We start from the raw sequence: 22,838 nt of genomic DNA, 5'->3' as shown, positions 1-22,838 counted from the left end.
GGGCCGCCCGGTCCAGGGTGGCCGCGAACCAGGCGGTGAACACCTGCAGGAAGAAGATGGCCGCCGTGTGATACCCGAGCACGGTGAGGCTCTCCGCGCTCGGCGCGCGCAGCAGCACCACCGCGCACACCAACACCCACCAGACCGTCAGCGCCGAGAGCGACAGTCGCGGCGCGAGCCGGAAGCCGAGCGCCACCACGGTCCAGCCCGACGCCCCGATCGACCAGTTCGGGCCCGCGAGAACGGCATCGGCGGGCAGCCAGGCAGTCAGCACCAGCGCGGCGGCGATGGCCGCGGCCATCAGGGCGAGGGTGACCGATTCGCGGCGGCGCGGGATCAGGGCGGCCAGTGCGCCGCCGATGTTCACCGCGACCAGCAGGGCGTCCACGACCGCGGGCGGCGACGCCGGGTGCGCGGTGAGGGTGGACTGCAACAGGGTGTCGGCGACCGCGATGCCGACCATGCCGTAGCCGAAACTGCGCCCGAGCCGGTCGATTCCGGTGCCGGTCTCCGGCTCCGCGACCAGATCGGCCGGATCATCGGGGGCGGCAACGGTTTCCACCAACGGCCAGCCCAGTCGGATCTCGGTGCCGCGGCCGCGGGCGCTGATGATCACCGCGTCGCCGCCCACCGCGCGCAGCCGTTCCACGATGGAATGCCGGATGCCGTAGCGGTCGGGCGCGGGCGGCCCGTCGAAGCCGATGCCGTCGTCGGCGATGACCAGCCGCCCCGCCCCGGCGTCGACCGTCACCCGGCTCGCCCGCGCGTGCCGGTCGATATTGGTCAGCGCCTCGCGGGCGGCCGCGGTGACCGTCCAGGCCAGCCCGCGCGGCATCGGCAGCGGGCCGGTGACCCGCAGCGTGACCGGGGTGGTGCAGGCGGTGCTCAACTCCCGCAACAACTCCGACAGGTCGGCCGCGGCGTCGTCGCCGGGCAGCGGGATGCCGGATTCGAGCACGGTGAGGTCGCGGGCGGCCTGCCGGGCGATGCGTTCCGGGTCGGCGGCCGCGCCCTGGCCGACCATGAGCAGGGTCGCGGCCGCGGTGTCGTGCATGACCGCCCACTGCTCGTGCTCGTAGCGCCGGCGCGCGGCCGCGACCTCGCTGGCGACGCGGGCGTCCGCGGCGGCGGTCACGGTCTGATCGTGGACGGTGGCCGCCCGCAGCACCACCCGGCGCACACCCATCGCCAGCACCCATTCCACCAGTAGGTAGGCGATGGCCAGATCGGACAGGAAGCGCCACGGGGTGAGGCCGGGCAGCCCGGAGTTGGCGTAGTAGAGCAGCACCAGCACCAGACCGGTCACCGCGGCGGAGACCCGTGCCCGCTCCGCGATGCCGACCGAGATCACCGTCGCCGCCACGACTTTCACATCGATCAGGTCCTTGGTCGTGCCGACTTGGGCGGCCACCGAGACCGTGCCCAGCAGGTAGACCGCCACCACCGCGATATCCGCCGCGGTCCACCACGGCCCGATCCGCCGCCACCACAGCCGCCCGGCCGACCACACCGCCAGCCCGATGGTGACGGCATGCCCGGGCCCCGGATCCGCGACGCCGCTCGCCAGGTGCACGAGCGTCAACAGCAGGTAGGCCGCGTGCCGGAATCGGATGGCCAGCCAGGTGGCTTCCTGCGCGACCGCGGCATGGGTCGGGTCGGGGTCGCGCGGCACCCGGACACGGTACCGAACGGACTTCGAACCAGCATGGCATCCGGCAGGTCAGCTTGCTGTCCGTCGAACATCCGACAGACAATCCCACCCAATTCCGGCACCTTGGACGGTGCGCAAGGGTGTGCAGGTCCGGCCGTATCGCCCTTGCGCCTGCGGCCGTTGGCGGGCGGGGAGTCAACGGCCGCGCCCGGCCGCACCCACCCGGTCCTCCCGGCTTCCACGCCTTCGGCGGCATACGCTATCCAATGATTTCGGCCAGGTAGTCCCTCCCTAGTACAACGCTGTCTAAGGAAGAGGCCTCGATGAGTAGCGAAATCTTCAACCTGGGTTCGTCCGCACTGGACCTGGCGAGCACCGTCACCGGCATCGTGTCGAATGTAGTCGGCATCCTGCGGGCGTTCATTCCGCTCTGAGGACCGGGTCGCCGTCACCGATTTCTCGGGGCGCGCTTTGCCCGTGCGGCGGACATAATGCGGCATGGGATTTTTTCGGCCGCGCCCTCCGGTGGACGAGCTGGAGCGGATCTGGGTCGAGGAGATGCTGCGCTGGTGCGCCGCGGAATTCGGCACCCGCACCCTGCGCGGCCCGGTGATCCTGCCGACCTCCGATTTCTTTCCCGGCACCTATGACGGATCCGAAATGGATGTGCTGTCGGTGGTGGAGCGGGTGGCCGGATACATGGGCGTGAGCCGGGATCGCCTTGTGGTGGAATTCGATTCGGAGAGCTCCCCGCCCCCGGACCTGCCCGGATTTCTCGAGCGCTCCGGGAGCGGGGAGGCCGGGCACTATCGCCTGGAACACGGACGCGCCGTGGTGTCACTGGATCTGGACCGGCTGCGCTCACCGGTCACCCTGGTGGCGACCATCGCCCATGAACTGGCTCACGAGCGACTCCTGGGGGAGCGGCGGATTCCTGCGGATCGGCACGACGGCGAACAGCTCACCGATCTGACGACCGTCTTTCTCGGACTGGGGGTATTCAATGCGAATGCCGCTTTTCAGTTCTCGCAGAGCAGCGCCGGATGGCGGTCGCAGCGGCTGGGATATCTGTCGCAGCCGATGTACGGGTACGCGCTGGCCTGCTGGACGGTCATGCGCGGGGATCCGAAGCCGGTGTGGGCACGCCACCTCGACACGAATCCCCGCGTCTACATGAAACAGTCGCTCAAATACCTGCGCGCGCATCCCGACGCGCTACCCGAATGGCATACCGCCGCTTTCGGATCCTGAACGATCACACCGTACTGCTGGCGCTCCCGTTCTCGAGGTGGCCCGCGAAATGCCTGCGCCAGTTCGAGTTTCCGGTCGCGGTGACGGTCAGGTCGTACCAGCCCTCGTCGAGCGGCGCGGTGAAGTCGTGGCGGCCGCCGGCATCGATCGTGGTGTGTGAGCCGCCCACGTCGACGGTCATGGCGGAGCTGCCGGAATTCGACACCGTCACAACGAAAGTGGGAGAGCCGCCGCTGCCGCCGATCGCGGCCGTGGCGGTCAGGGCCGCGGTGTCGGAGCCGCCCGCGGCCTCGACCAGGAAGCCGTTGGCGGCGTGGATCGCGAAATCGTACGAGCCGCCGATCTGGAAGCGCTCCTGCCCGCCGCCGCCGGGGGCGACCACCGTCTGACGGATCGAATTGTCGTGGTAGGCAAAGGTTTGGAACGCCACCGCCTCCGTGCCCTGATTGCCGAACCGCGCCGTCGCCGCCGATCCGGCGATCTCCAGCCAGGCGACGGGCTGATACGGCAGCGGACGGGCCTTGGCCCGGCCGCCGTCCTGTAGCGGCATCTGCTGACCGGCCGGGCTGGGCGGCATGGCCTTGGGCAGGTTCTTCTGCCCGGCGGCCTGCGCCCGCAGGGCATTCGCGTCCGGCAGGCTCGGAATGCTGGTGTCGCGCCTGCCGAAATCGAAGCAGCTGGTGAGATCGCCGCAGACCGCACGCCGCCACGCCGAGATGTTCGGCTCCATCACCCCGGTCCACTGTTCGAGGAAGCGCAGCACCGAAGTGTGGTCGAACACTTGGGAATTCACCCAGCCGCCGCGGCTCCAGGGCGAGATGACCAGCATCGGCACCCGCGGTCCCAGCCCGATCGGCGACTGTCCGCCCAGCAGCGCCCCGGCCCGGTCGATGAGCGTGTTCATCGCGGCGGAACCCGTGCCCAGTCCGAGTGTGGCCGAGCCGGAGCTCAGGTCGCCGCCGATCTCGAGCGACGCCAGGGTCTCGTCGGGGGTGCCGGGCGGGGCGGTCGGCGGCACCACGTGGTCGAAGAAGCCGTCGTTCTCGTCGTAATTGACCAGCAGGACAGTCGATTCCCACAGTTTCGGGTTGTCCCACAGGGCTTTCAGCACCCGCTGGATGTAGGCGGCGCCGTCGGCGGGACGGTAGGCCGGATGCTCGGAGTATCCGGCGGGCGCGACCACCCACGACACCTGCGGCAGCGTGCCCGCCGCGCAATCGGAAATGAACTGCTGCAGCACGTAATCCACATTGGTGCCGTCGATTCCGGCGGGTGCGGGAGTCATTCCGGCCGAGGTCACCCCGGCCCGGTCGGCCAGCTGCCGGACGGCGGGATCGGGCGAACTCGCCGCGTCGTGGTAGGCGCGGAACAGCCACAGCGGATTGTCGCCGAAGTCGGCGAGGAAGTCGCCGCCGCTGTGGTTGTCGGCGTACACCTGCCACGAGATCCCGGCCTGCTGAAGGCGTTCGGGATAGGTGGTCCAGCCGTAGGAGGCCCGGTAGTCCGGGGGATTGGATACCGCCGGTCCGCCCGCGCGGCCCGCGGGATCGATGGTCCCGGTCCAGTGGAACAGGCGATTGGGCGTGGTGGGCCCCTGAATCGAGCAGAAGTAGTGGTCGCAGATGGTGAACGCGGAGGCCAGCGCGCGATGGAACGGAATGTCGGTCTCGGTGAAGTAGCCCATGGTCATCTTGGACTTGGCCGCGATCCACGAGTGGTACGCGCCGTCGGCCCAGGCCATGTGCGTGGTGTTCCAGTCGTGTGCGAGATCGCCGAGATCCTGACCGTCCACGCGGGTGGTGTCCACATGCCAGGGCAGCAGGAATCCGGTGCTGCTGAAGGCATCCGGCTGATGGAAGGCATCCCGGTCACCGCCCGCCGAGCCGGATCCGCTGCCCGAACCGGATCCGCTGCCGCTGCCGGATCCGCTCCCGCTGGCCGAGCCGCTGGCGCTGCCGGTCCCGGCCGACCCGCTGCCCAGATCGACCCCGAGCCCGCCGCCCACCGCGCTGTCCATGGCCGCCTGGAGAATCGGGTCGTACCCGCCCGAGGGCAGTCGCACCGCCCGCTTGTCGCCGAAACCCCGGACGCCGCTCATGGTTCCGAAGTAGTGGTCGAAGGAGCGGTTCTCCTGCATCAGGATGACGACGTGCTGCACCTGATCCAGGGAGCCCGAGCGTCCGGGTTCCGCCAGCGCCTCCGCCATGCCCTCGGGTAACCCGGCCACGCCGGCCGCACCGGCGGCCAGCATCGAGCCGAGTACGGTTCGCCGGTTGGTCCTGGCGAATCCACGTCCCATCAGAAATCTCCGATCCGTCGTCTCTGTCCCCAGCCTCGCGACGCGGGAGAGGCTACCGGTACTCGGCGAATGAAGTTGGTCAAATGATCACTTCATGGTCATCTCGCGGTGCGACGGTGGTCGCGTGCAGACGGAGACGGTGGCGCGGCCGGTGCGCGCGGTGCGCTGGTTTCATCTGGTGTGCGACCGGGTGGTGGCCGTGCTGCCCGCCCGGCTGCGGCGGCACGTCGCACCGACCTTCGTCGGATATCTGCTGGTGAGCGGCTTCACCTTCACCGTGGACCTGCTGATCCTCACGGCCCTGCACGGTCTGGTCGCGCTCCCGATCGCCGTCACCGCGGGCTATGTCACCGCGTTCGGGCTCAGCTATCTGCTCAACCGGACCCTCAACTTCGAATCGCACGGCGCCGTCGGGCCGCAGCTGGCGGTGTATGTGGTTGTGGTCGTGGTCAATTACCTGGCGTTCATCCTGGGCGTGACCGCCGGGGTCTCCGCCCTGGGCTTGGACTACCGGCTGGCCCGGATCCTGGGCGGCCTCGGCGAAGGGCTGTTCATGTACTCGTCGATGCGCTGGATCGTGTTCCGCACCCGGATCCGGTCGGACCGCTAGCCGCTATCGCATGGCGGCGAGGTTGCGCCAGAAGTTCGCGAGACTGTCGGTGCCACCGAACAAGGTGGTGAAGTTGGTGGAGTCGGCCATCACGATGTCCCCGGCGCGGGCGGCGGTCGGCGGCAGCCACAGCAAGGTGTTGAATTCGGTATTGCCCGCTTCGATGAACGGATGCGGCCGGGTCACGTCGATCGGCTGACGGGCCAGCAGCCGCACCGAATCACCCTCCGGCTCGGTCAATTCGTAGTGCGGCAGGTGCGGGTGGAAGTTGAAAGTGGTGACATCGTCGAGCAGCCGCGGGGTGTCCGAATCGCGGAAGGCGGTCAGCGGCGCGATCGAGCGGGTGCCCTCGACGACGGCCGGGCGCAGGCCGTACACATTGCGCACCGGCACGTTCAGGCCGGTCATCAGCGAGCGGGTGTACGCGCCGAAGCGCTGCTGGCGCGGTACCAGCGGATCACCGTGATGCTCGAATTCGATCTGCCGCTGCTCGAGGTCGTCGGTGAAGCCCACATCGTGGTGCGGTGCCAGCAGCAGGCAGGTGCCCTCCCGCCGCAGCCAGTTCCGGATCGCCTCGATCTCCTCCGGGGCCGCTTGCTCCTGTGCCAGTAGATGATCCAGGCCGAACACCATGAGCGTGTCGGTGTCGTCGAGGATCCGCTCGTCGATGGGCAGCTTGAATCCGGCCTGGTCGATGCGCTGGAACACCGCCACCGGATGCCCGCTCACCGCGCCCGCCACCCGCTGGAACTCCAGCGTCGAACGGTGGAACAGCTCGAGGGTGCCCGCGATGCCCTGAAGGAAGTGCGCCGCATCGTATTCCGGCGTCTCGTACAGCGGCCAGGTCGCCTGCCGCACCTCGGTCATGGTGGAGAAGCGGTTGTCCAGCTCGGCCGTATCCCGTTGCGCCTCCCAGGGATAACTCCACGACCAATAGATGCTGATGCGTCGCGTGCCCGGGGTGCGGGGGCGGGCGAGCTGGGTCTGGTTGTAGGTGCGTGCGGGCAGATGGGTCATGCGACGGCCTCGCTGTCGGTGAGGGTGCTCAGGTAGCGCAGGGCGCGCAACCCGGGCAGGAAGAAGTACGCGCCGCCACGGACGCTGGTGAATGCCGGAATTCCGGTGATGGTCTTGCGAATCGGGCGCTTCGGGATCTTGTAATCGAGCGTGCCGTCCTGATTGCCGATGATGGGGTCGCGCTCGTTGCCCAGTTCGTGGAAGGTCTTGTCGTTGACCCACACGTTCTGTGCGAACTCGAACTGACGCACCAGGCTCGCGCACAGCACGAACGCCGCGATGCCGCGGTCCGCGCCGTCGTCGGGCACGCCCTCGGGCAGGTGCGGGCCGTAGGTGGCGCCGCGTCGAATCATGCGGCGGCGCTGCATGTTCACGCCGGTATCGCGCGGATTCATGCGGCGGATGTGCGCGCCCAGCGGCACCGCGTAACCGTGCGGATCCATCCGCTTGTAGTCGAAGTCGTTGTTGCGCTCCGGATCCGCGCCGAGCGCGGGGTCGTCGGCGTCGGGAGCCAGGACCAGGGGCGCGCCGCTGCGCCAGCGGCCCATCAGCTTGGCGGCCAGCAGTTCCCGCTCCGCGGCGGTCTCGCCGTGCTCGGCCAGGAAGTCGCGGAACCGGCCGACGTGTTCGCGCAGCCGCCGGTAGGCCATGAAAGTGCCGTTGCGCGAGAGTATTTCGGGTTGTGGCAGATCCTCGGGCGGACCGTTCTCATCGTCGTAACCGAGAATGAACTCCCCGGCGGCGAGCGGGGCCCCGCTGCCCGGTGTGGGTTCCTCGCCGGAGCCCGCGATCACCGGCTGCGACAGGCGATCCCGATAACCGAAGTGATCGTGCGCGTAGTCGAAGGGTGGGATGGCCTCCAGATCGAGCGAGGACAGCACGGTGACGCCCGGACACTCGGCCAGCAGCGAATTATGTTCCGCGACACGGGCTTCGCGCTGCGCGGCGTCGCGGGCGAACAGAATGACGATGGCGTGCAGATCGTCCCCGGCGGTCCCGTCGATCCACTGCTCCGGGTGGTTGTTCCCGGTATCGCCGAGCACCTCGGCGCGGGCGGCCATGCCCTGCCGGAACTCGGCGGGGAAGCTGGCCAGCGCGGCTTCGGGCAAGCCCAGCGCCCGCAGCCCGGTCCAGGTGAATGCCACCGAGATCCACTGCTTTTCGCCGTCGCCGTCGCGGATCTCGGCCACCGAGGGCACCCGGTCGGCCATGGCCGCCAGCCAGCGGCGCGCGTCGGCGGCCTCGGTGAACGACAGGAACTCGTAGCGTCCGGTCAGCGCCGGAACCCGGGCGAGCAGGATGTGCTGGATATCATCGAATTCGAGCATCGCGACCCCGGCTACTGCATCTGGTCGAGCATGACCGAGAACGCGTCCTTGAGCCGCAGCGCCTTCTTGATCTCGTCCGAGGTGACGTACGGGTACTCGCCGTATTCGAGGAAGCTCGGGAACTGTTGGCGGCGAAAGAATTCGATGGCGGCGGCGCGATTGGTGCGCCAATCCTCGGGAAAGCCCTCGAGATTCACGAAGGCCGTGGTGATGCCGGTGGACAGGAACAGGTCGAGCGCGTCCTCGAGGTACTTGTCGAAATCGGTGTCGAAGATGCCCTGATACTGGAAGGTCAGGCCGTCGCCGATATCGAAGAGCACCCACCGCAGATAGTGCAGCCGCAGCGGCGCGAGCACCTCCGGATCCGCGCGGACCGCCGCCTCGATGACCTTGCCGTGTTCCCGGATGGCCGCCTCACGGCCGGGCTTCACCTTCGCGATGATCGAAAACCCGTAGTTTGCCGGAGTGCGGGGATAGACCGCCCCGTAGCGGCCTTGCTCGTACTCGAAGTAGCCCGTCTCGGGCAGTGCCATTGCCGCTGGGGTGGACCAATGTGCGTCGCTCGTGGCCACGATGGCTGTCCTTCCATTCGGTTCCTCGTTGATAGCTGGAATGTCATCAAGGCTATTGGCCTCCGAGAGCGATCGCTTATCCTGACGAGACAGAAGGCTGTTCATTTCGGGACATCGGAGGTGCAGGTGAAGCCGCTGGCCCGCTACGCCGCACTTCAGGGATATGTGGAACTGAGCCGCTCACTGGGTATCGATCCGGTGTCGCTCATGCGGGCCGCCGGTCTGGACCCGGCCGGGCTGAGCCTGCAGGACCGCTGGGTGCCCGCCGCCGCGATCGCCGAGCTACTCGAGCGTTCCGCCGTCGAATCCGGGTGCGAGGATTTCGGATTGCGCCTGGCCGAACGCAGGCGCTTCGCCAGCCTCGGTCCGCTGAGCCTGGTCATTCGCGAGGAGCCCGATGTCCGCAGTGCCCTGCGCGTCATGGCCAGGCATGCCGACATGTACAACGAGGCGCTGCACACCCGGCTCGTCGAAGGAGACGGGCTGGCGGCCGTTCGCCTGACCCTCGATCTCCGGCAGCCCGGTGACACCTGCCAATCGGTCGAGTTGTCCGTCGCGGTCTTGTACGGCCTGCTGCGCGGCTTCCTCGGAAACGACTGGGAGCCGGTCGAAGTGCGTTTCACCCATCCCGCCCCGGATCAGACGCGCGCACACCGCCGAGTGTTCGGCACCCGAGTGGCCTTCGATCAGGACTTCAACGGGATCCTGCTGCACGCCACCGATCTCGATGCCCCGAATGCCATGTCGGACCCGCAATTACGCGCCTACGCACAGCAGTATCTGGATCCGATCCGCCGCGCGCCCGCCACCACCGCCGAGCGTGTCCGGGAGCTCATCGAACTGTTGCTGCCCACCGGCCGGTGTTCGGTCGAGCAGGTGGCGCGCAGTCTCGGCGTGGAGCGGCGGACCGTGCATCGCCGCCTGGCGGCCGAGGGGACGACCTTCACGGTCCTGCTCGACGCCACCCGGCTCGACCTGTCGGGGCATCTGATCGCCAACTCCCGTCGTTCGCTGACCGAGGTCGCCGAATTGCTCGGTTTCGCGACGCCCGGCAACTTCTCGCGCTGGTTCCGGCAACGTCACGGTCGCAGTCCGACCGAATGGCGACGCGATCACGAACCGGACCGCTGAGTTCTCACAGCGTGTTCACGCCGGGCTACCAGCAATAACGCTTCGGCGAGCGGGGTCGGGGTCGACTGGACTCGGATATAGGTATGGCTTACCTTGGCACCCGTGAGTGTTGCCGATGCCGTGCCCAATCTCCTGATCTGCCTGCGGGAGGGCCTCGAGGCCGGTGCTGCACTGTCTTCCGGCGCATCGCGGCGAGGAGATCACCGACGAGGTCATCGACGGACCGCACAGCGCGGTCTGGGACGAGGCCGAGAATCGGCTGCACGCGCAGAAGGCGCTCCTGGTGTGGCTGCTCGAGCGTTTCGAGCGAGGTGAGGGGTGAGCAGCGGCGAACGTCGCTCACCCGCCCCGGCGTCCGGCAGAGCGGGTGCGGCCATCGCGCGCACCCGCGCCGGGCGGCAGGCCCGGATCGTCGCGATCCTGTCGCAGCACGAGGTCCGCAGCCAATCCGAACTGGCCGTTCTGCTTTCGTCCGAGGGTATCGAGACCACGCAGGCCACCCTGTCGCGTGACCTCGACGAACTCGGCGCGGTGAAGCTGCGCGCGGCCGACGGCGGCGCGGGCGTGTACGTGGTGCCCGAGGACGGCTCGCCCGTGCGCGGCGTCACCGGCGGCACCGAACGGCTCTCCAAGCTGCTCGGCGACCTGCTGGTCTCCACCGACGCCAGCGGCAATATCGCGGTGCTGCGCACCCCGCCCGGCGCGGCGCACTTCCTCGCCAGCGCCCTCGACCGCGCCGCCCTGCCGGAGATCGTCGGCACCATCGCCGGCGACGACACCATCGCCGTCATCGCCCGCGAGCCCATGACCGGCGCGGAACTCGCCGCCAAGATCGAACTGCTGGCCTGAATCGGACTGTGCCGCAGGATAATTGCGATAGCGGTGCGGGGGCGTGCGCGTACGCTCGTTGACAAGGACATCACCGAGCGAGGAACGCGCATGTGCGAAGGCTATGGACTGATCGCATCCTTCGAGGCCGGGACGCGTGAGCGCCCCGAAGTCCCGGACCTGGTCCAGCCCAGTCTGAGCCGCACCGACGACGGCGTCTGGGTGATCCTGGCGCACAAGGTCGCCCACCGCACCGCAGGCGACAAGTTCATCCCCGCCACCGGCGGCACGCCCTATCCGGTGGACGCCCTCGCCGAATGCCGCCGCGGCGCCACCCACCCCGCCCCGGACCCGCACTGCACCTGCGGCTTCCACGCCGTCTCCGAATCCGCCCCCGAACCCTACGGCGGCCGCTTCACCCAGCTGACCGTCGCCCTCTCCGGCCGAATCCTCGCCGCCCACTGGTCCGCCGGCGGCGTCCTCTTCCGAGCCGAACGCCAAACCGTCCTGAGCTGGTTCGACGCCACCATCCCGCACCCGATCAAAGTCCCCGACTACCCACCCCACCCACCGACCCCGCCCACCGAACCCGGCGGCCGCACCGCCCGCCTCCGCCGCCCCCACCCCCGCGACCTCGACAGCGCCGGATTACGCCTCCCAGTGAGCCCGCCCCCGTTCGTCCGCCTCGCCGACGACGCGGGCTACTGCGCGCTCACGGACGCCCTCGCAGTCTCGGGGCGCGCGTTTGCCGCTGTGCTGGAACGGAACCGGGATTCATCCGCCTCCGAATCGACCGGGTTACAACCGGCGGGCCTGCACTCCGCTGGCCGCGAGATAGCCCGGCCCTCTCGCGGTCGCGGCGCTCATCAAGGCGGCGCGTTGGGCTGGGCAGGCTGATTCGCGCCGACTACGGCCTCAAGGGCACAATGCCCGCCGCTGGATGACAGGCCCGGCAGGTTCGGGGCCGCGACTCGCGGCATAATGGATCACCACGCATTCCACCACGATCCACGACGTCGAAGGTGCCGTGGTCGCGCGCGCGACGCAGGACGTCTACGTCGGGGAGCTCCGCGCCCGGGCTGCTCGGTCGTAATAGCAAGGTCGACAACGGGTTTCGTGATATGGGGGACGGATGATTCTGCGGACGCCGGTGCGTGCGCTCTGGTGGGGGATCCTCGCTGGTTCGATCGGGGCGGTCGTGCTCACGGTCGTCGCGGCTATCACCCTGTTCATGTATCGCACCGAGACGGTGCAGGTGTATCCGCTTCCGTCCGGCGCCACCTACACCGCCGCGGTGAAACGTGTCCACAGCCCAATGGATTCCGGGCGTTACGAGGTATGGCTGGGGCGTCCGGTCGGCGATGAGGTGCCGCGAGGACACGTCGTTGCGGTACCGGCGGGCTGGAGTTCTCATCCGCGCATCGACTGGACCGTGGATGAGGTCGTGCTCGACTTCGATCCCGGCGGTGAGATTCGCGTGCCCATGAGCATGGTGATCGACACCCGCTAGGTCGGCACTGGCCCTGTCGCGCTGGTATCTGCTGTGGCCCGGAAGAGCCACAGGACATTGATCTTTCGGGCGCAGGTCACATTTCGGCCGGGTATTCGGTCGGGTAGGTATGACTATCGCGCACACCTGGCCCGGATGGGTCGCTACCGGCTTTCTGTGGTTCGTCGCCCTCGAGTTCCTGGCCGGGGCGGTCACCAAATTCTGGCCCGGCCCAACGTTTTTCGGCCCCTCCTACGCGGAGAAGTTCCCCGAGTGGGGTTGGCCCGGCTGGTTCCGCTTCGTCGTCGGCGCGCTCGAGGGGCTCTGCGCCGTCCTGCTGATCCTCCCGTACCACGAGAGCCGCTTCCTCGCCGCCGCTATCCTGATCCTCGTCCTCACCGGCGCGACGGTCACCCACATCGTCAACCACCACGGCCCCAAGGAAAGCACCGCGGCCCCACTGCATCTGGTGATCATGCTGATCATCGCCCTCGCCACCTGGCCCGCCGACTGGGTCCACGTGCTGCAACCTGGGCAATGGTCCTAGGTCTTGGGTCCCAGTGGCAGCAGGGGGATGTGGGTGACGAGGCAGAAGGGGTGTCCGGCCGGGTCGAGTAGGACGCGCCAGCGGTCCGGTCCGGGCTGCACCTGCGCGCGGCGGGCGCCCAGTCGGACCGCGTCCTGTTCGCCGATGTCGAGATCCGCTACCGCGAGGTCGAGGTGGATGGACGCCGGGGCGGCGCCGTCGGGCCAGGTCGGGGGCCGGTAATCCGGGACCCTGATCATCGACAGCACACCGCGTTCGGTGTGCACCACCGCCATGGTGTCCTCGCGGTACACGATCTCGCCGCCGAGCAGCGCGGCCCAGAAGGTCGCGAGTTCGACCTCGTCGGCGCAGTTCAACGAGATGATTGCCAATTGTGCGATGGCCACCCGATCGATCGTACGGGCCTTCCCGGTGCCTGCCGCGGGTTCGCGTGCCCCGGTAATTGCCGTCGATCTCCGTGGCGTGCGCGTTGATAGGGTCGGGCGGACATGGCGGTCGGGTTCTCCGTGAAGGCGGGTTGATGTCCTCCCTGATGCGAATCGCATGCTGGGCCGTGGTCACACTGTGCGCGGCCACCGGAATCCTGTTGGGACAGAATAGGGTTGCGGTCGCCGACGGCTCCTCGCGGGATCCGGTGCTGGTGATCGGCGGGATCGCGGCGGATGAGGGTCGGCTGGAAAGTCTGCGGTCCTGGCTCACAGCGCAGGGGTACACCGCGTACTCGATGGTTCTGAGCGGGAATCCGACTGGCACGGCCGCGATTTCGGATTCCGCGCAGGCCGTGGCGGACAAGGTGGGGGAGATTCGTCGGGAGACGGGGGCTGCGCGGGTGGGCCTGGTTGGGCATTCGATGGGCGGGCTCGCGCAGCGCTATTACGTGAAGTTCCTTGGTGGTCTCGACTCGGTCGGGACGTATGTCGACTACGGCACGCCGGAACAGGGTGACGATCTGGCCCGGGACTGCGCGCTGTTGGCGGCGGGGTGCCGCGATATGGTGCCGGGTTCGGATTTCCTGTCCCGGTTGAACGCGGATCCCGCGGTGCCGCCCGGACTCACCGCGTACCACTTCTGGTCGGAAAGCGCGGGCGCGGAACGGAATCCGCTGCCCGGCGCGACCAACGCGAGTATCCAGTCCTTCTGTCCGGGACGGAACGTCTCGCACGGTCAGGAGCCGATCGACGGTGCGCTGCGGCAGCTGATCGATACCGCGCTGCGCAGCGCACCACTGGCGACCGACTGCCCTAGTTGAGCGGGTACTGGCCGGGCGGGTAGGTGCCGGTGCCGCCGCCACCGGTGCCGCCGGAGGTGATGAGGTCCTGCGCGAACTGCAGTGCGGCCGAGCCGATGGACAGGATGTCGTGGCCGAGGGTGCCGACGTTCTGGGCGAGTGTCGAGAGCATGGCTGAATCCTCCGTGTGCGCGGGAGTGATGATCTTCAGCGTGACACAGCGGAAGCGGATGTGATCGGAAAACTCGGCTATGTGCGGCTTTTCGGACTTTTGTCGGTTTCAGATCCGACCGGTCGCCATGATCGATCCGCTCGCCATGATCAGTGCTTGTGCGCCACCGCGAACACCCGCCGGAACGGCAGCCACGTGGTGCCGTCGGGCTGCTTCGGATACGCGCCCCGCAGGATCGGGGCGAGGTCGGCGCGGAAGTCCTGCCAGTCGGCGTCGTCGAGGGCGTCGCGCACCGGGCGCAGGGCCGTGCCGGTCACCCATTCCAGGACCGGGTCGGCACCGGTCAGCGGCTGGAGATAGGTGGTCTCCCAGGCGTCGACCCGGCAACCCGCACCGGTCAGCACGGCGGCGTACCCGGCGGGGTCGGGTACCGTCTCGCGGCTGACCAGCGCCGCCGATCCCAGTCGGCCACGCCAGTTTTCGGACGCCGCCAGCTCCCGGATGGCGAGATGTGAAGGCGCGTCGAAGTTTCCGGGCACCTGGAGCGCGAACCAGGCACCGGCGGGGAGTGCCTCGATCCAGCGCGGCAGCAGCGCAAGGTGATCCGGGACCCACTGCAATACCGCATTGGTCACCACCACGTCGGTATCCGGTGCGGGCATCCAGTCCCGCACATCGGCGACGGTCGCGTCGATCCCGTGTTCCTTTGCGGCGGCGACCATTTCGGGCGACGAATCGAACGCTTCCAGCGCCGCCCCCGGCCACCGCTGCCCGAGTGTGACGGTCAGATTCCCGGGTCCGCATCCCAGATCTGCTACTCGCCGCGGCTGTGTCGCGCCCACCCGGTTCACCAGGTCGAAGAACGGCCGTGCCCGCAGGTCGTCGAAGGCGAGGTACTTGTCCGGATCCCACATGAGCCGCTCCGATCATCTCGAATATCCCAAACCGTACGTCCGTACTGTATTCCTGGAACCGCCCCGGTGCAAGGATGGGACCGGCCGGTTCGGCCGGGCGGGGACCCGGTTATGAATGGGATTGCATCGTCATGCATAATCATTTGCAGGATGACGGAGCGCGCCACGCAGAGCCATTGACGGCACGCGGCGCAGCGCGCCGGCCCGAGACCCACACGCACAATCGAGGAGCACACGGACTATGACCAAGCGCGTCGTACTCGCCTACTCCGGCGGGCTGGACACCAGTGTCGCCATCAGCTGGATCGCCAAGGAGACGGGCGCGGAGGTCGTCGCCGTCGCCATCGACCTGGGCCAGGGTGGCGAGGACATGAACGACGTGCGCCAGCGCGCGTTGGACTGCGGCGCGGTCGAGTCCATCGTGGTGGACGCGCGCGACGAGTTCGCCAACGAGTACTGCCTGCCGACCATCCAGTCCAACGCCCTCTACATGGGCCGCTACCCGCTGGTCTCGGCCATCTCCCGGCCGCTGATCGTCAAGCACCTGGTCGAGGCCGCCGAATACCACGGCGCCGACACCGTTTCGCACGGTTGCACCGGCAAGGGCAACGACCAGGTCCGCTTCGAGGTCGGCATCGGCGCGCTCGCGCCCGACCTGAAGGTGATCGCGCCGGTGCGTGACTACGCCTGGACCCGTGAGAAGGCCATCGAGTTCGCCGGGCAGAACAACCTGCCGATCAACGTGAGCAAGAAGTCGCCGTTCTCCATCGACCAGAACCTGTGGGGCCGTGCGGTCGAGACCGGGTTCCTCGAGGATCTGTGGAACGCGCCGACCAAGGACGTCTACGACTACACCGTCGACCCGACCGTCAACTTCGAGGCGCCCGACGAGCTCATCGTCACCTTCGACAAGGGTGTCCCGGTCGCCATCGACGGCCGCCCGGTCACCATGCTCGAGGCCATCACCGAGATGAACAAGCGCGCGGGCCGTCAGGGCGTGGGCCGTCTCGACATGGTCGAGGACCGTCTGGTCGGCATCAAGAGCCGCGAGATCTACGAGGCCCCGGGCGCGATCGCGCTGATCACCGCGCACCAGGAGATGGAAGCCGTCACCGTCGAGCGCGAGCTGGGCCGTTACAAGCGTCAGGTCGAGCAGCGCTGGGGCGAGCTGGTGTACGACGGCCTGTGGTTCTCGCCGCTCAAGCGCGCGCTGGACGCCTTCGTGGCCGAGACCCAGCAGCACGTGTCCGGCGATGTGCGCATGGTTCTGCACGGCGGCAGCGTGGTGGTCAACGGCCGTCGCTCCGACGAGTCGCTCTACGACTTCAACCTCGCCACCTACGACGAGGGCGACACCTTCGACCAGTCGCTGGCCAAGGGCTTCGTGCAGATCCACGGCCTGTCCTCGAAGGTCGCGGCGCGTCGGGACCTCAACAGCAAGTAGTAGCCTGCGACCGGGCTGTATTTGTTGCGAGCACCGGCCGAAGGAGACGCGTCCATGCGCACCGATGACGACAGTTGGGACATCACGGAGAGCGTGGGCGCGACCGCCCTCGGCGTGGCCGCCATCCGCGCCTACGAGACCAGCCGCGAGGACGCCCTGTTCCGGGATCCGTACGCGGCGAAGCTGGTCGGCGCGGTGGCCTCGCCGGGCTGGAACAATCTCATGGCCGGGTCGCTGACCGGGCAGAGCCTCACCGACGGTGACTTGCGCGGCTGGTCGATGGGTAGTGTGCTGATCGCGCGGACGCTGTTCTTCGACGATTACTTCGCCGCCGCCGTGCGGGCCGGGATCCGGCAGATCGTGATCCTGGCCGCCGGGCTCGACGCCCGCGCCTACCGGCTCGAATGGCCTTCCGGCACACGGATTTTCGAGCTCGATCAGCCGAAGGTGCTGGCGTTCAAGGCCCGTGCGCTGGCCGACGACGAACCCGCCGCCGACCGTCGCGAGGTGGCCATCGACCTGCGGCAGGACTGGCCGAAGGCCCTGCTGGACAAGGGTTTCGAACCGGAGCAGCCGACCGCCTGGCTGGCGGAGGGTCTGCTGCGGTACCTGCCCGGTGACGCCCAGAACCGGCTGCTGGAGCAGGTGCTCGAGCTCAGCGCGCCCGGCAGCCGGTTCGCGCTGAACCTGGGCCGGGGCAATGACATGGCCGACCAGTTCCGGGAGCGGCGGCAGAAGGTCATGGCGGAGGCCGGAATCCAGATCGACCTGGAGAACCTGTGGTACCCGTGGGAGGACCGCCACGACCCCCGCGACTGGTTCGCCATGCACCAGTGGCTGGTGACCGAGGGCGACCCGGTCGCCCTGCTCGAAGACCACGGCCGGACCGTCCCCGAGGCGGCGAAGGCCGGTATGGGCGAACACATTCTGATGACCGCGACCAAACCGCGAGGAGACGACACGCTATGACCGAGGGCGGCAGCACGAACGAAGGCGCGCTGTGGGGTGGACGTTTCGCGTCCGGCCCGGCCGCGGCGATGGCGGCGCTGAGCAAGTCGACGCATTTCGACTGGGTGCTCGCGCCGTACGACGTGCGCGCCTCCAAGGCGCACGCGCGCGTGCTGCACAAGGCCGGACTGCTCTCGGAAGCCGATCTGACGGGCATGCTCGCCGGGCTGGATTCCCTTGCCGCCGACGTGGAGTCGGGTGCCTTCGGTCCGCTGGAGTCCGATGAGGACGTGCACGGCGCGCTCGAGCGTGGGCTGATCGACCGGGTCGGCACCGAGCTGGGCGGGCGGCTGCGCGCGGGCCGCTCCCGCAATGATCAGGTGGCGACGCTGTTCCGGATGTGGCTGCGGGATGCGGTGCGGCGCATCGGTTCCGGTGTGCTGGACGTGGTGGACGCGCTGGTCGAGCAGGCCGCCGCGCACCCCGACGCGGTCATGCCGGGCAAGACTCACCTCCAGGCCGCGCAGCCCGTACTGCTGGCGCATCACCTGCTGGCGCACGCGCATCCGCTGCTGCGTGACATCGACCGGATCCGTGACTTCGACAAACGGGCCGCGGTGTCGCCCTACGGTTCCGGCGCGCTCGCGGGCTCCTCGCTGGGCCTGGACCCGGAAGCCATTGCCGCCGAACTGAATTTCGACTCCTCGGCCGCGAACTCCATCGACGCCACCTCTTCCCGGGACTTCGCCGCCGAGGCCGCGTTCGTGCTGTCCATGATCGCGGTCGACCTGAGCCGCATGGCCGAAGAGGTCATCATCTGGAGCACACCGGAATTCGGCTACATCACCCTCGCCGACGCCTGGTCCACCGGCTCCTCGATCATGCCGCAGAAGAAGAACCCGGACGTCTCCGAGCTCACCCGCGGCAAGGCGGGCCGCCTGATCGGCAACCTCACCGGCCTGCTGGCCACCCTGAAGGCTCAGCCGCTGGCCTACAACCGCGACCTCCAGGAAGACAAGGAACCGGTCTTCGACTCGGTCGCCCAGCTGGAACTGCTGCTCCCCGCCATCGCGGGCCTGGTCTCCACCCTGACCTTCCACACCGACCGCATGGCCGAACTCGCCCCCGCTGGCTTCACCCTCGCCACCGATATCGCCGAATGGCTTGTCCGCCAGGGCGTTCCGTTCCGTGTCGCGCACGAGGCGGCGGGCGGCTGCGTCCGCGTCGCCGAATCTCGCGGCGTCGGCTTGGACGAGCTGACCGACGCGGAATTCGCCGCCGTCGACCCCGCACTGACCCCGGGCGTTCGTGAAGTCCTCACCGTCCAGGGCTCCATCGCCTCCCGCAACGCCCGCGGCGGCACCGCGGGCACCCAGGTGGTCAAGCAGCTCGAAGAGGTGCGCGGCACCGCCGCCACCCAGCGCGCCTGGCTCAACTGACCGTCCGAAAAGCTAACGGCCCGTTGGGTTCCCGATCCGGAAACCCAACGGGCCGTTCTCATCAGCCGCGTCGATAATTCATATGCTTCGCAGCGGGCACCGCCGCCCGACCGGCATCATGCACCTTGCCGTTCGCGGTGGTCTGCTGCTTCTTGTCACCCTTACCCCGCCGCTCCCGTCGCGACAACGGTCGTTCGGCGGGGTCCTCGGCAGGGATTTCGGGCAGCGAAAAGCGCTCAGGCATGAGTCCTCCTAGGGGAATGCGTGACCGACTAACCGGATTCGATCGCCGGTCGGAATCGGAAATGCCACAGGCGCGGTCGATACGACGGACCGCCGGGCGTCACAGACGAAGAGTGCTCAGTTGAAGAGCTGCATCCACATGCCGAGCACTGTAACCACGCACCCGCAGCCCTCGCACCCCATTTATTGCTCGTCCTCCGAGGCCACCCGATTCAGCAGGTCCGCGAACTTAGCCCTGAGCCTTTCATCGGGTTCGATCGCGACGGCCGCACTGACCCATGCGCAAGGGGCAGCGGGAAGGTCCTGTCCGTACCGGCTTTTCAATGCCCGTAGCCCGATGCCACGGATCCGTGTACCGGCTCCGCGCAGTGCGGCCCGGATCAGCGGCAAGACGTCGGCCTCGGCCACGGGGGCGTCGCGGACATAGCTCAGGACGAGGTCCAGAGCGTGTTCCTCGTCCGAGCCTCCGATGATCCTGTCGGGGTCCGGGATACCGGCGGACATCTCTGCCAGCGGAAGCACCCGGGCGGCCAGCCGTACCAGGGTGGTGTACTCGCCTTCCGGGATGTGGGTGGCGGCCCAGTACCAGATGTACCCGTCGTGCGGAGGTCGTCGAAGACGGGCCAAGGCATACGGGAGCGCCTCGATGCCGACCGCCTCCGAGCAGGTGAGACCCAGGCGGAATTCGGATTCGCTCGTGGGATTGTCCAGGGCCGTCCGAACCTGCTCGGACCAATCGGGGCGGGCCAGTAGACCACGGTATCTCCCGAGCAGACTCGCGATGTCGGCTTCCGGCCAGTTCTCCACGCACGGAGGTTCTTTCAGCAGGCTCGCCACCCGCTCGGCGGTATCGATATAGGCGAGGTTCGGGGGTGTGGCGGCTATCAGTTCGCCGAATCGAGTCAGACAGGGGAGCGCGTCAGCGTAGTCCAGGATGTCCGAGGTCGGACCGTGCAAGTCCACCAGCGCATCGAGGATCCCCGCAGCGCCGTCGAGGAGTTCGGTATCGACCTCCGGTGCGAGCAGCGCGGTGTAGAGATCGCCTGTGGTAGCGGCGATATGGGCGAGATACTGGTTGAGGACTCCATTGCGGAAGCCGCCCCGAAGCAGCCAGGATTTGATTTCCGGATCCTGGGTTCCCCGCAATCGCTCGACGGTGTGGATACGTCCCCACCCGTCCACGCTTCGAGCCAGTTCGTAGAGTGCCTGGTCGCGATCGGGCTGTGTTTTGGCCAGCGCGACGGCGGCATAGAGGGTCAGATCGTCCAAATGGCCCAGGAGCAGGAGCAATTCGCGGTCTCGACGGTCTCCGGCCACACCCAGCATGATGATGCCCGCGGCAACCGCGTTGCGGCGGGTTCCGTGTTCGAGGAGGGCCCGCGCGAGAAGTCGTAGCTCCTCACTCGGGATGCCTCTTTCACCGAGTTCGCGGACGAGGTCGTCCGCGATGTCGAGAGCTCGGTAGCCAGCCAGCCGGTCGTGCAGTGACGTCATCGCGGCGACACTGGGAGCAGCGATGATCTCGGCGATATCGCAGGCCAACGAGGTAGCCGGTGGAGATTCGGGGTCGGTCCCGCCGTGATGGGTCTGGATGCCGTCCTGCACCGTCGAACTCAGAAACATGTCCTTGGACGGTGTTTCGTCGGGGAGCGGATGGCCATCGTCGGGCCAGGGCCCGGGGCCGTGTAATGCGTTGAGGCTGAGAGCGTGAGCGAGATACGTGGTTCGGTCATCCGAGTTGTCGGGAGCCGGCCACGGGCCGGGGATCACCGGCAGGGGCGCACGGCGCCCTTTCCATTGGAGAAGATCACGGTAGAACCATAAGGCACGGCGGGCGATGGGGAAAGGTGGGAATCGGGTGGGGTCTCTCGGATGCGTTGTCGCGCTCAGCGTTCCGGGGAGAAGACGGTGTCGGGGGCGACCAGGCCGACCAATGCGCCGACCACCTGGCGCAAGGTGGGTTCGCTGATGACGCCGATGCGCTCCTGCAACCAGGGGCGGTATACCGGGGTGATGCGGTAGATGACTGCGGACAGGCCTGGCAGGGGGTCGGCGTCGGAGAAGGGGACGGCGAGGCCGGGCATTTTGGGGGCCAGTTCCACCGGTACGGCGAGAACGGTGGGCAGGATCGCGTTGGCCGCGGTGCGGGACAGGATCAATACGCGATCGCCGCCGAGGCTGGAGGGTTTTTCGCGACCCGCGATGGTGGGCAGGTAGTGCCAGAGTTCGCCGTGTGCGGGAGTGGCGGCAGTTACCAATTGGCACCGTCCGCGCGGATCGCCTCGGCCATGGCGGCGCGCTCGGCTTCGGCGGCGGCGAAGTGTTCGGCGGTGTCGCGGCCCTGGGAGCGCTCGTAGTCGGCGGCGATGTGGGCTGCGCTGGTCAGCAGCTTGTCACGCAGCGCGGCCTCGGCGAAGGCGGAAAAGGTGATGCCGAGTGCCGCGGCGACTTCCTTGGACTGTTCCAGGACGGTGCCGTCGAGGCTGAGTGACGTATTAGCCTTCATAATACGGATCGTAGCAGGGATCGTAAGTGTGCAGCCGGACATGCCGATGATCCAGGATGCCCAGGCACCGGCGGGGATTCTCGTCGGTGACGGCCACCCGGGCGGCAGGCCACGTGGGGGCCGCCCGGGCATGCCGCACTGCGTCGGCTGGTTGCGACGATCGGGTGAGGGTTCAGCTCAGGGCCTTGGTCAGGAGGGCGGTGATGCGGGATTCGACGGCGGGGGTCATGGCTTGGAGGGCGTAGGTGACGGCCCACAGGTCGCCGTCGTCGAGGTTGGCGGGGTCGTTGAAACCGAGGGTGGCGTAGCGGTATTTGAACTTGGCGGCGGGCTGGTAGAAGCAGACGATCTTGCCGTCGCGGCAGTAGGCGGGCATGCCGTACCAGGTTTTGCAGGTGAGGTCGGGGGCTACGGACTTGATGAGGGCGTGCAGGCGTTCGGCGATCTCGCGGTCGGTGCCGGTCATTTCGGCGATCTTGGCGAGGACGTCCTGTTCGCCGTCGGCCTTGGCGTTCTTGGCGGAGCGGCGGGCGGCCGTCTTGAGTTCGGTGGCATGGGCTTTCATGGCGGCGCGCTCGGCGTCGCTGAAACCGACGGTGGTCTTCTTGGTGGTGTTCTGGGTGGTCATGGCTGAAATCCTTTGTGAGAGAGGGGGAGTGAGGGGTGGGATGAGAGGTCAGCGGTCCTGGATGAGACCGAGCAGGTTGCCGTCGATGTCGGTGACGGTGGCGACCAGGCGGCCCCCGCCGACCTCGCGGGCGGCCTGGTCGACGGTGGCGCCGGCGGCGGTCAGCTCGGCGAGCTTGGCCTCGATATCGGTGACGTGCCAGTAGGAGACCGGGTGGGTCGCGGTCTGCGGGGTGGCGGGCATCAGGCCGATGTGCTGGCCCTCGACCTCGAATCCGACGTAGTAGGGGGAGTCGGTCTGGGGCTCGATGCCCAGCAGCGCGATGTAGACGGACTTCGCGGCGGCGAGGTCGGAGACGGGGTGCAGCACGGTCTTGAGGCCCAGCGTGGTCATGGTTTCTCCTGTGTCGATTCCGGTGAACCCGGTGTGCATTCAGCTTCGCCGCGAGGACCCCTCGCCCACATCCGTGCTCACCACGGAATCCACCACGGAGCGGACTCGGTATCCGTCCGTACCGTGCGCGGGGCGGTTGTGCGGCAGACTTGGGCCCATGGCTGTGACGGCGGAAATCTCCACTCGGGAAGCGGAAGTGC

General features: G+C 68.2%; 25 protein-coding genes and 2 pseudogenes. 12 read left to right on the top strand and 15 right to left on the bottom strand.

Annotated elements, in window-relative coordinates:
• Positions 1-1,672: sensor histidine kinase (locus tag ACWELQ_RS08335; protein WP_452396354.1), on the bottom strand; the 1,672-nt coding region annotated here is incomplete at its 3' end.
• A gap of 504 nt (positions 1,673-2,176) precedes the next feature.
• Between ACWELQ_RS08335 and ACWELQ_RS08330 the strand changes: the two genes are divergently transcribed.
• On the top strand, positions 2,177-2,902 hold the full coding sequence (locus tag ACWELQ_RS08330) for a hypothetical protein (RefSeq protein ID WP_452396353.1): 726 nt from the start codon (positions 2,177-2,179) through the stop codon (positions 2,900-2,902).
• Between the two features lie 4 nt (positions 2,903-2,906).
• On the opposite strand, the gene ACWELQ_RS08325 is transcribed toward ACWELQ_RS08330, so the two are convergent.
• Both ACWELQ_RS08325 and ACWELQ_RS08320 read right to left on the bottom strand, forming a co-directional pair.
• The gene (locus ACWELQ_RS08325; protein WP_452396356.1) at positions 2,907-4,919 is read right to left on the bottom strand and encodes a phosphocholine-specific phospholipase C; all 2,013 of its coding nucleotides are present in this window, start codon (positions 4,917-4,919) and stop codon (positions 2,907-2,909) included.
• 27 nt (positions 4,920-4,946) lie between these two features.
• A pseudogene (locus ACWELQ_RS08320) lies at positions 4,947-5,108 on the bottom strand (alkaline phosphatase family protein); the annotation flags it as partial.
• A 217-nt stretch (positions 5,109-5,325) separates the two neighbouring features.
• Here ACWELQ_RS08320 and ACWELQ_RS08315 point away from each other — a divergent pair.
• Positions 5,326-5,811, top strand: coding sequence for a GtrA family protein (locus ACWELQ_RS08315; protein WP_452396352.1), 486 nt, complete (start codon positions 5,326-5,328; stop codon positions 5,809-5,811).
• Positions 5,812-5,814: 3 nt separating this feature from the next.
• On the opposite strand, the gene ACWELQ_RS08310 is transcribed toward ACWELQ_RS08315, so the two are convergent.
• The 3 genes from ACWELQ_RS08310 to ACWELQ_RS08300 are packed head-to-tail and all read right to left on the bottom strand — an operon-like array spanning position 5,815 to position 8,731.
• Positions 5,815-6,828 (bottom strand): hypothetical protein, encoded by a 1,014-nt coding sequence (locus ACWELQ_RS08310; protein WP_452396351.1) that lies wholly within the window; start codon positions 6,826-6,828, stop codon positions 5,815-5,817.
• Complete coding sequence (locus tag ACWELQ_RS08305) at positions 6,825-8,156, bottom strand: Dyp-type peroxidase (RefSeq protein ID WP_452396350.1); 1,332 nt, start codon at positions 8,154-8,156, stop codon at positions 6,825-6,827. The genes ACWELQ_RS08310 and ACWELQ_RS08305 overlap by 4 nt, the downstream gene beginning before the upstream one ends.
• Before the next feature lie 11 nt (positions 8,157-8,167).
• The gene (locus tag ACWELQ_RS08300) at positions 8,168-8,731 is read right to left on the bottom strand and encodes a hypothetical protein (RefSeq protein ID WP_452396355.1); all 564 of its coding nucleotides are present in this window, start codon (positions 8,729-8,731) and stop codon (positions 8,168-8,170) included.
• Between the two features lie 123 nt (positions 8,732-8,854).
• Here ACWELQ_RS08300 and ACWELQ_RS08295 point away from each other — a divergent pair, with 123 nt between their 5' ends.
• The 6 genes and pseudogenes from ACWELQ_RS08295 to ACWELQ_RS08270 all read left to right on the top strand — a co-directional run bounded on the left by ACWELQ_RS08295 (position 8,855) and on the right by ACWELQ_RS08270 (position 12,723).
• Complete coding sequence (locus tag ACWELQ_RS08295; RefSeq protein ID WP_452396349.1) at positions 8,855-9,859, top strand: AraC family transcriptional regulator; 1,005 nt, start codon at positions 8,855-8,857, stop codon at positions 9,857-9,859.
• Between the two features lie 163 nt (positions 9,860-10,022).
• Positions 10,023-10,181: pseudogene (locus ACWELQ_RS08290) on the top strand (ornithine carbamoyltransferase); the annotation flags it as partial.
• On the top strand, positions 10,178-10,708 hold the full coding sequence (locus ACWELQ_RS08285; protein WP_379367188.1) for an arginine repressor: 531 nt from the start codon (positions 10,178-10,180) through the stop codon (positions 10,706-10,708). The pseudogene ACWELQ_RS08290 and the gene ACWELQ_RS08285, both read left to right, overlap by 4 nt.
• Before the next feature lie 90 nt (positions 10,709-10,798).
• Positions 10,799-11,584, top strand: a complete 786-nt coding sequence (locus tag ACWELQ_RS08280; protein ID WP_452396348.1) for a hypothetical protein — start codon at positions 10,799-10,801, stop codon at positions 11,582-11,584.
• Between the two features lie 235 nt (positions 11,585-11,819).
• On the top strand, positions 11,820-12,197 hold the full coding sequence (locus ACWELQ_RS08275) for a hypothetical protein (RefSeq protein ID WP_452396347.1): 378 nt from the start codon (positions 11,820-11,822) through the stop codon (positions 12,195-12,197).
• Between the two features lie 109 nt (positions 12,198-12,306).
• Positions 12,307-12,723 carry a DoxX family protein gene (locus ACWELQ_RS08270; protein WP_452396346.1) on the top strand — a complete coding sequence of 139 codons (417 nt, stop codon included), beginning with the start codon at positions 12,307-12,309 and terminating at the stop codon, positions 12,721-12,723.
• Here ACWELQ_RS08270 and ACWELQ_RS08265 read toward each other — a convergent pair.
• Complete coding sequence (locus ACWELQ_RS08265) at positions 12,720-13,109, bottom strand: VOC family protein (RefSeq protein ID WP_452396345.1); 390 nt, start codon at positions 13,107-13,109, stop codon at positions 12,720-12,722. The two genes, ACWELQ_RS08270 and ACWELQ_RS08265, sit on opposite strands and share 4 nt — an antisense overlap.
• A 134-nt stretch (positions 13,110-13,243) precedes the next feature.
• Between ACWELQ_RS08265 and ACWELQ_RS08260 the strand changes: the two genes are divergently transcribed.
• Entirely contained in the window at positions 13,244-13,972 is a 729-nt protein-coding gene (locus tag ACWELQ_RS08260) for an esterase/lipase family protein (protein WP_452396344.1), read from the top strand.
• Here the strand turns inward: ACWELQ_RS08260 and ACWELQ_RS08255 are convergent.
• Entirely contained in the window at positions 13,965-14,123 is a 159-nt protein-coding gene (locus ACWELQ_RS08255) for a hypothetical protein (protein WP_452396343.1), read from the bottom strand. The two genes, ACWELQ_RS08260 and ACWELQ_RS08255, sit on opposite strands and share 8 nt — an antisense overlap.
• Positions 14,124-14,272: 149 nt before the next feature.
• Entirely contained in the window at positions 14,273-15,037 is a 765-nt protein-coding gene (locus ACWELQ_RS08250) for a trans-aconitate 2-methyltransferase (RefSeq protein WP_452396342.1), read from the bottom strand.
• Positions 15,038-15,278: 241 nt separating this feature from the next.
• Between ACWELQ_RS08250 and ACWELQ_RS08245 the strand changes: the two genes are divergently transcribed.
• The 3 genes from ACWELQ_RS08245 to argH are packed head-to-tail and all read left to right on the top strand — an operon-like array spanning position 15,279 to position 18,868.
• Entirely contained in the window at positions 15,279-16,481 is a 1,203-nt protein-coding gene (locus tag ACWELQ_RS08245) for an argininosuccinate synthase (RefSeq protein ID WP_452396341.1), read from the top strand.
• A gap of 54 nt (positions 16,482-16,535) precedes the next feature.
• On the top strand, positions 16,536-17,450 hold the full coding sequence (locus tag ACWELQ_RS08240; protein ID WP_452396340.1) for a class I SAM-dependent methyltransferase: 915 nt from the start codon (positions 16,536-16,538) through the stop codon (positions 17,448-17,450).
• The gene (gene argH / locus ACWELQ_RS08235) at positions 17,447-18,868 is read left to right on the top strand and encodes an argininosuccinate lyase (protein WP_452396339.1); all 1,422 of its coding nucleotides are present in this window, start codon (positions 17,447-17,449) and stop codon (positions 18,866-18,868) included. Before ACWELQ_RS08240 ends, argH begins: the two co-directional genes overlap by 4 nt.
• 61 nt (positions 18,869-18,929) lie before the next feature.
• On the opposite strand, the gene ACWELQ_RS08230 is transcribed toward argH, so the two are convergent.
• The 6 genes from ACWELQ_RS08230 to ACWELQ_RS08205 all read right to left on the bottom strand — a co-directional run bounded on the left by ACWELQ_RS08230 (position 18,930) and on the right by ACWELQ_RS08205 (position 22,638).
• Complete coding sequence (locus tag ACWELQ_RS08230) at positions 18,930-19,112, bottom strand: hypothetical protein (RefSeq protein WP_452396338.1); 183 nt, start codon at positions 19,110-19,112, stop codon at positions 18,930-18,932.
• A 182-nt stretch (positions 19,113-19,294) separates the two neighbouring features.
• Complete coding sequence (locus tag ACWELQ_RS08225; protein WP_452396337.1) at positions 19,295-20,734, bottom strand: hypothetical protein; 1,440 nt, start codon at positions 20,732-20,734, stop codon at positions 19,295-19,297.
• 263 nt (positions 20,735-20,997) lie between these two features.
• Positions 20,998-21,369, bottom strand: coding sequence for a hypothetical protein (locus ACWELQ_RS08220; RefSeq protein ID WP_452396336.1), 372 nt, complete (start codon positions 21,367-21,369; stop codon positions 20,998-21,000).
• Positions 21,363-21,617 carry a hypothetical protein gene (locus ACWELQ_RS08215; RefSeq protein ID WP_452396335.1) on the bottom strand — a complete coding sequence of 85 codons (255 nt, stop codon included), beginning with the start codon at positions 21,615-21,617 and terminating at the stop codon, positions 21,363-21,365. Before ACWELQ_RS08215 ends, ACWELQ_RS08220 begins: the two co-directional genes overlap by 7 nt.
• Before the next feature lie 172 nt (positions 21,618-21,789).
• Positions 21,790-22,245 carry an iron chaperone gene (locus tag ACWELQ_RS08210; RefSeq protein ID WP_452396334.1) on the bottom strand — a complete coding sequence of 152 codons (456 nt, stop codon included), beginning with the start codon at positions 22,243-22,245 and terminating at the stop codon, positions 21,790-21,792.
• 48 nt (positions 22,246-22,293) lie between these two features.
• A complete protein-coding gene (locus tag ACWELQ_RS08205) occupies positions 22,294-22,638 on the bottom strand; it encodes a VOC family protein (RefSeq protein WP_452396333.1) in 345 nt (114 codons plus the stop codon).
• Between the last annotated feature and the right edge of the window lie 200 nt (positions 22,639-22,838).

The sequence above is a fragment of the Nocardia sp. NPDC004722 genome (assembly GCF_053601505.1).
The sequence above is the reverse complement of the archived record's forward strand: the minus strand, read 5'-3'. Positions and strand labels throughout refer to the sequence as shown.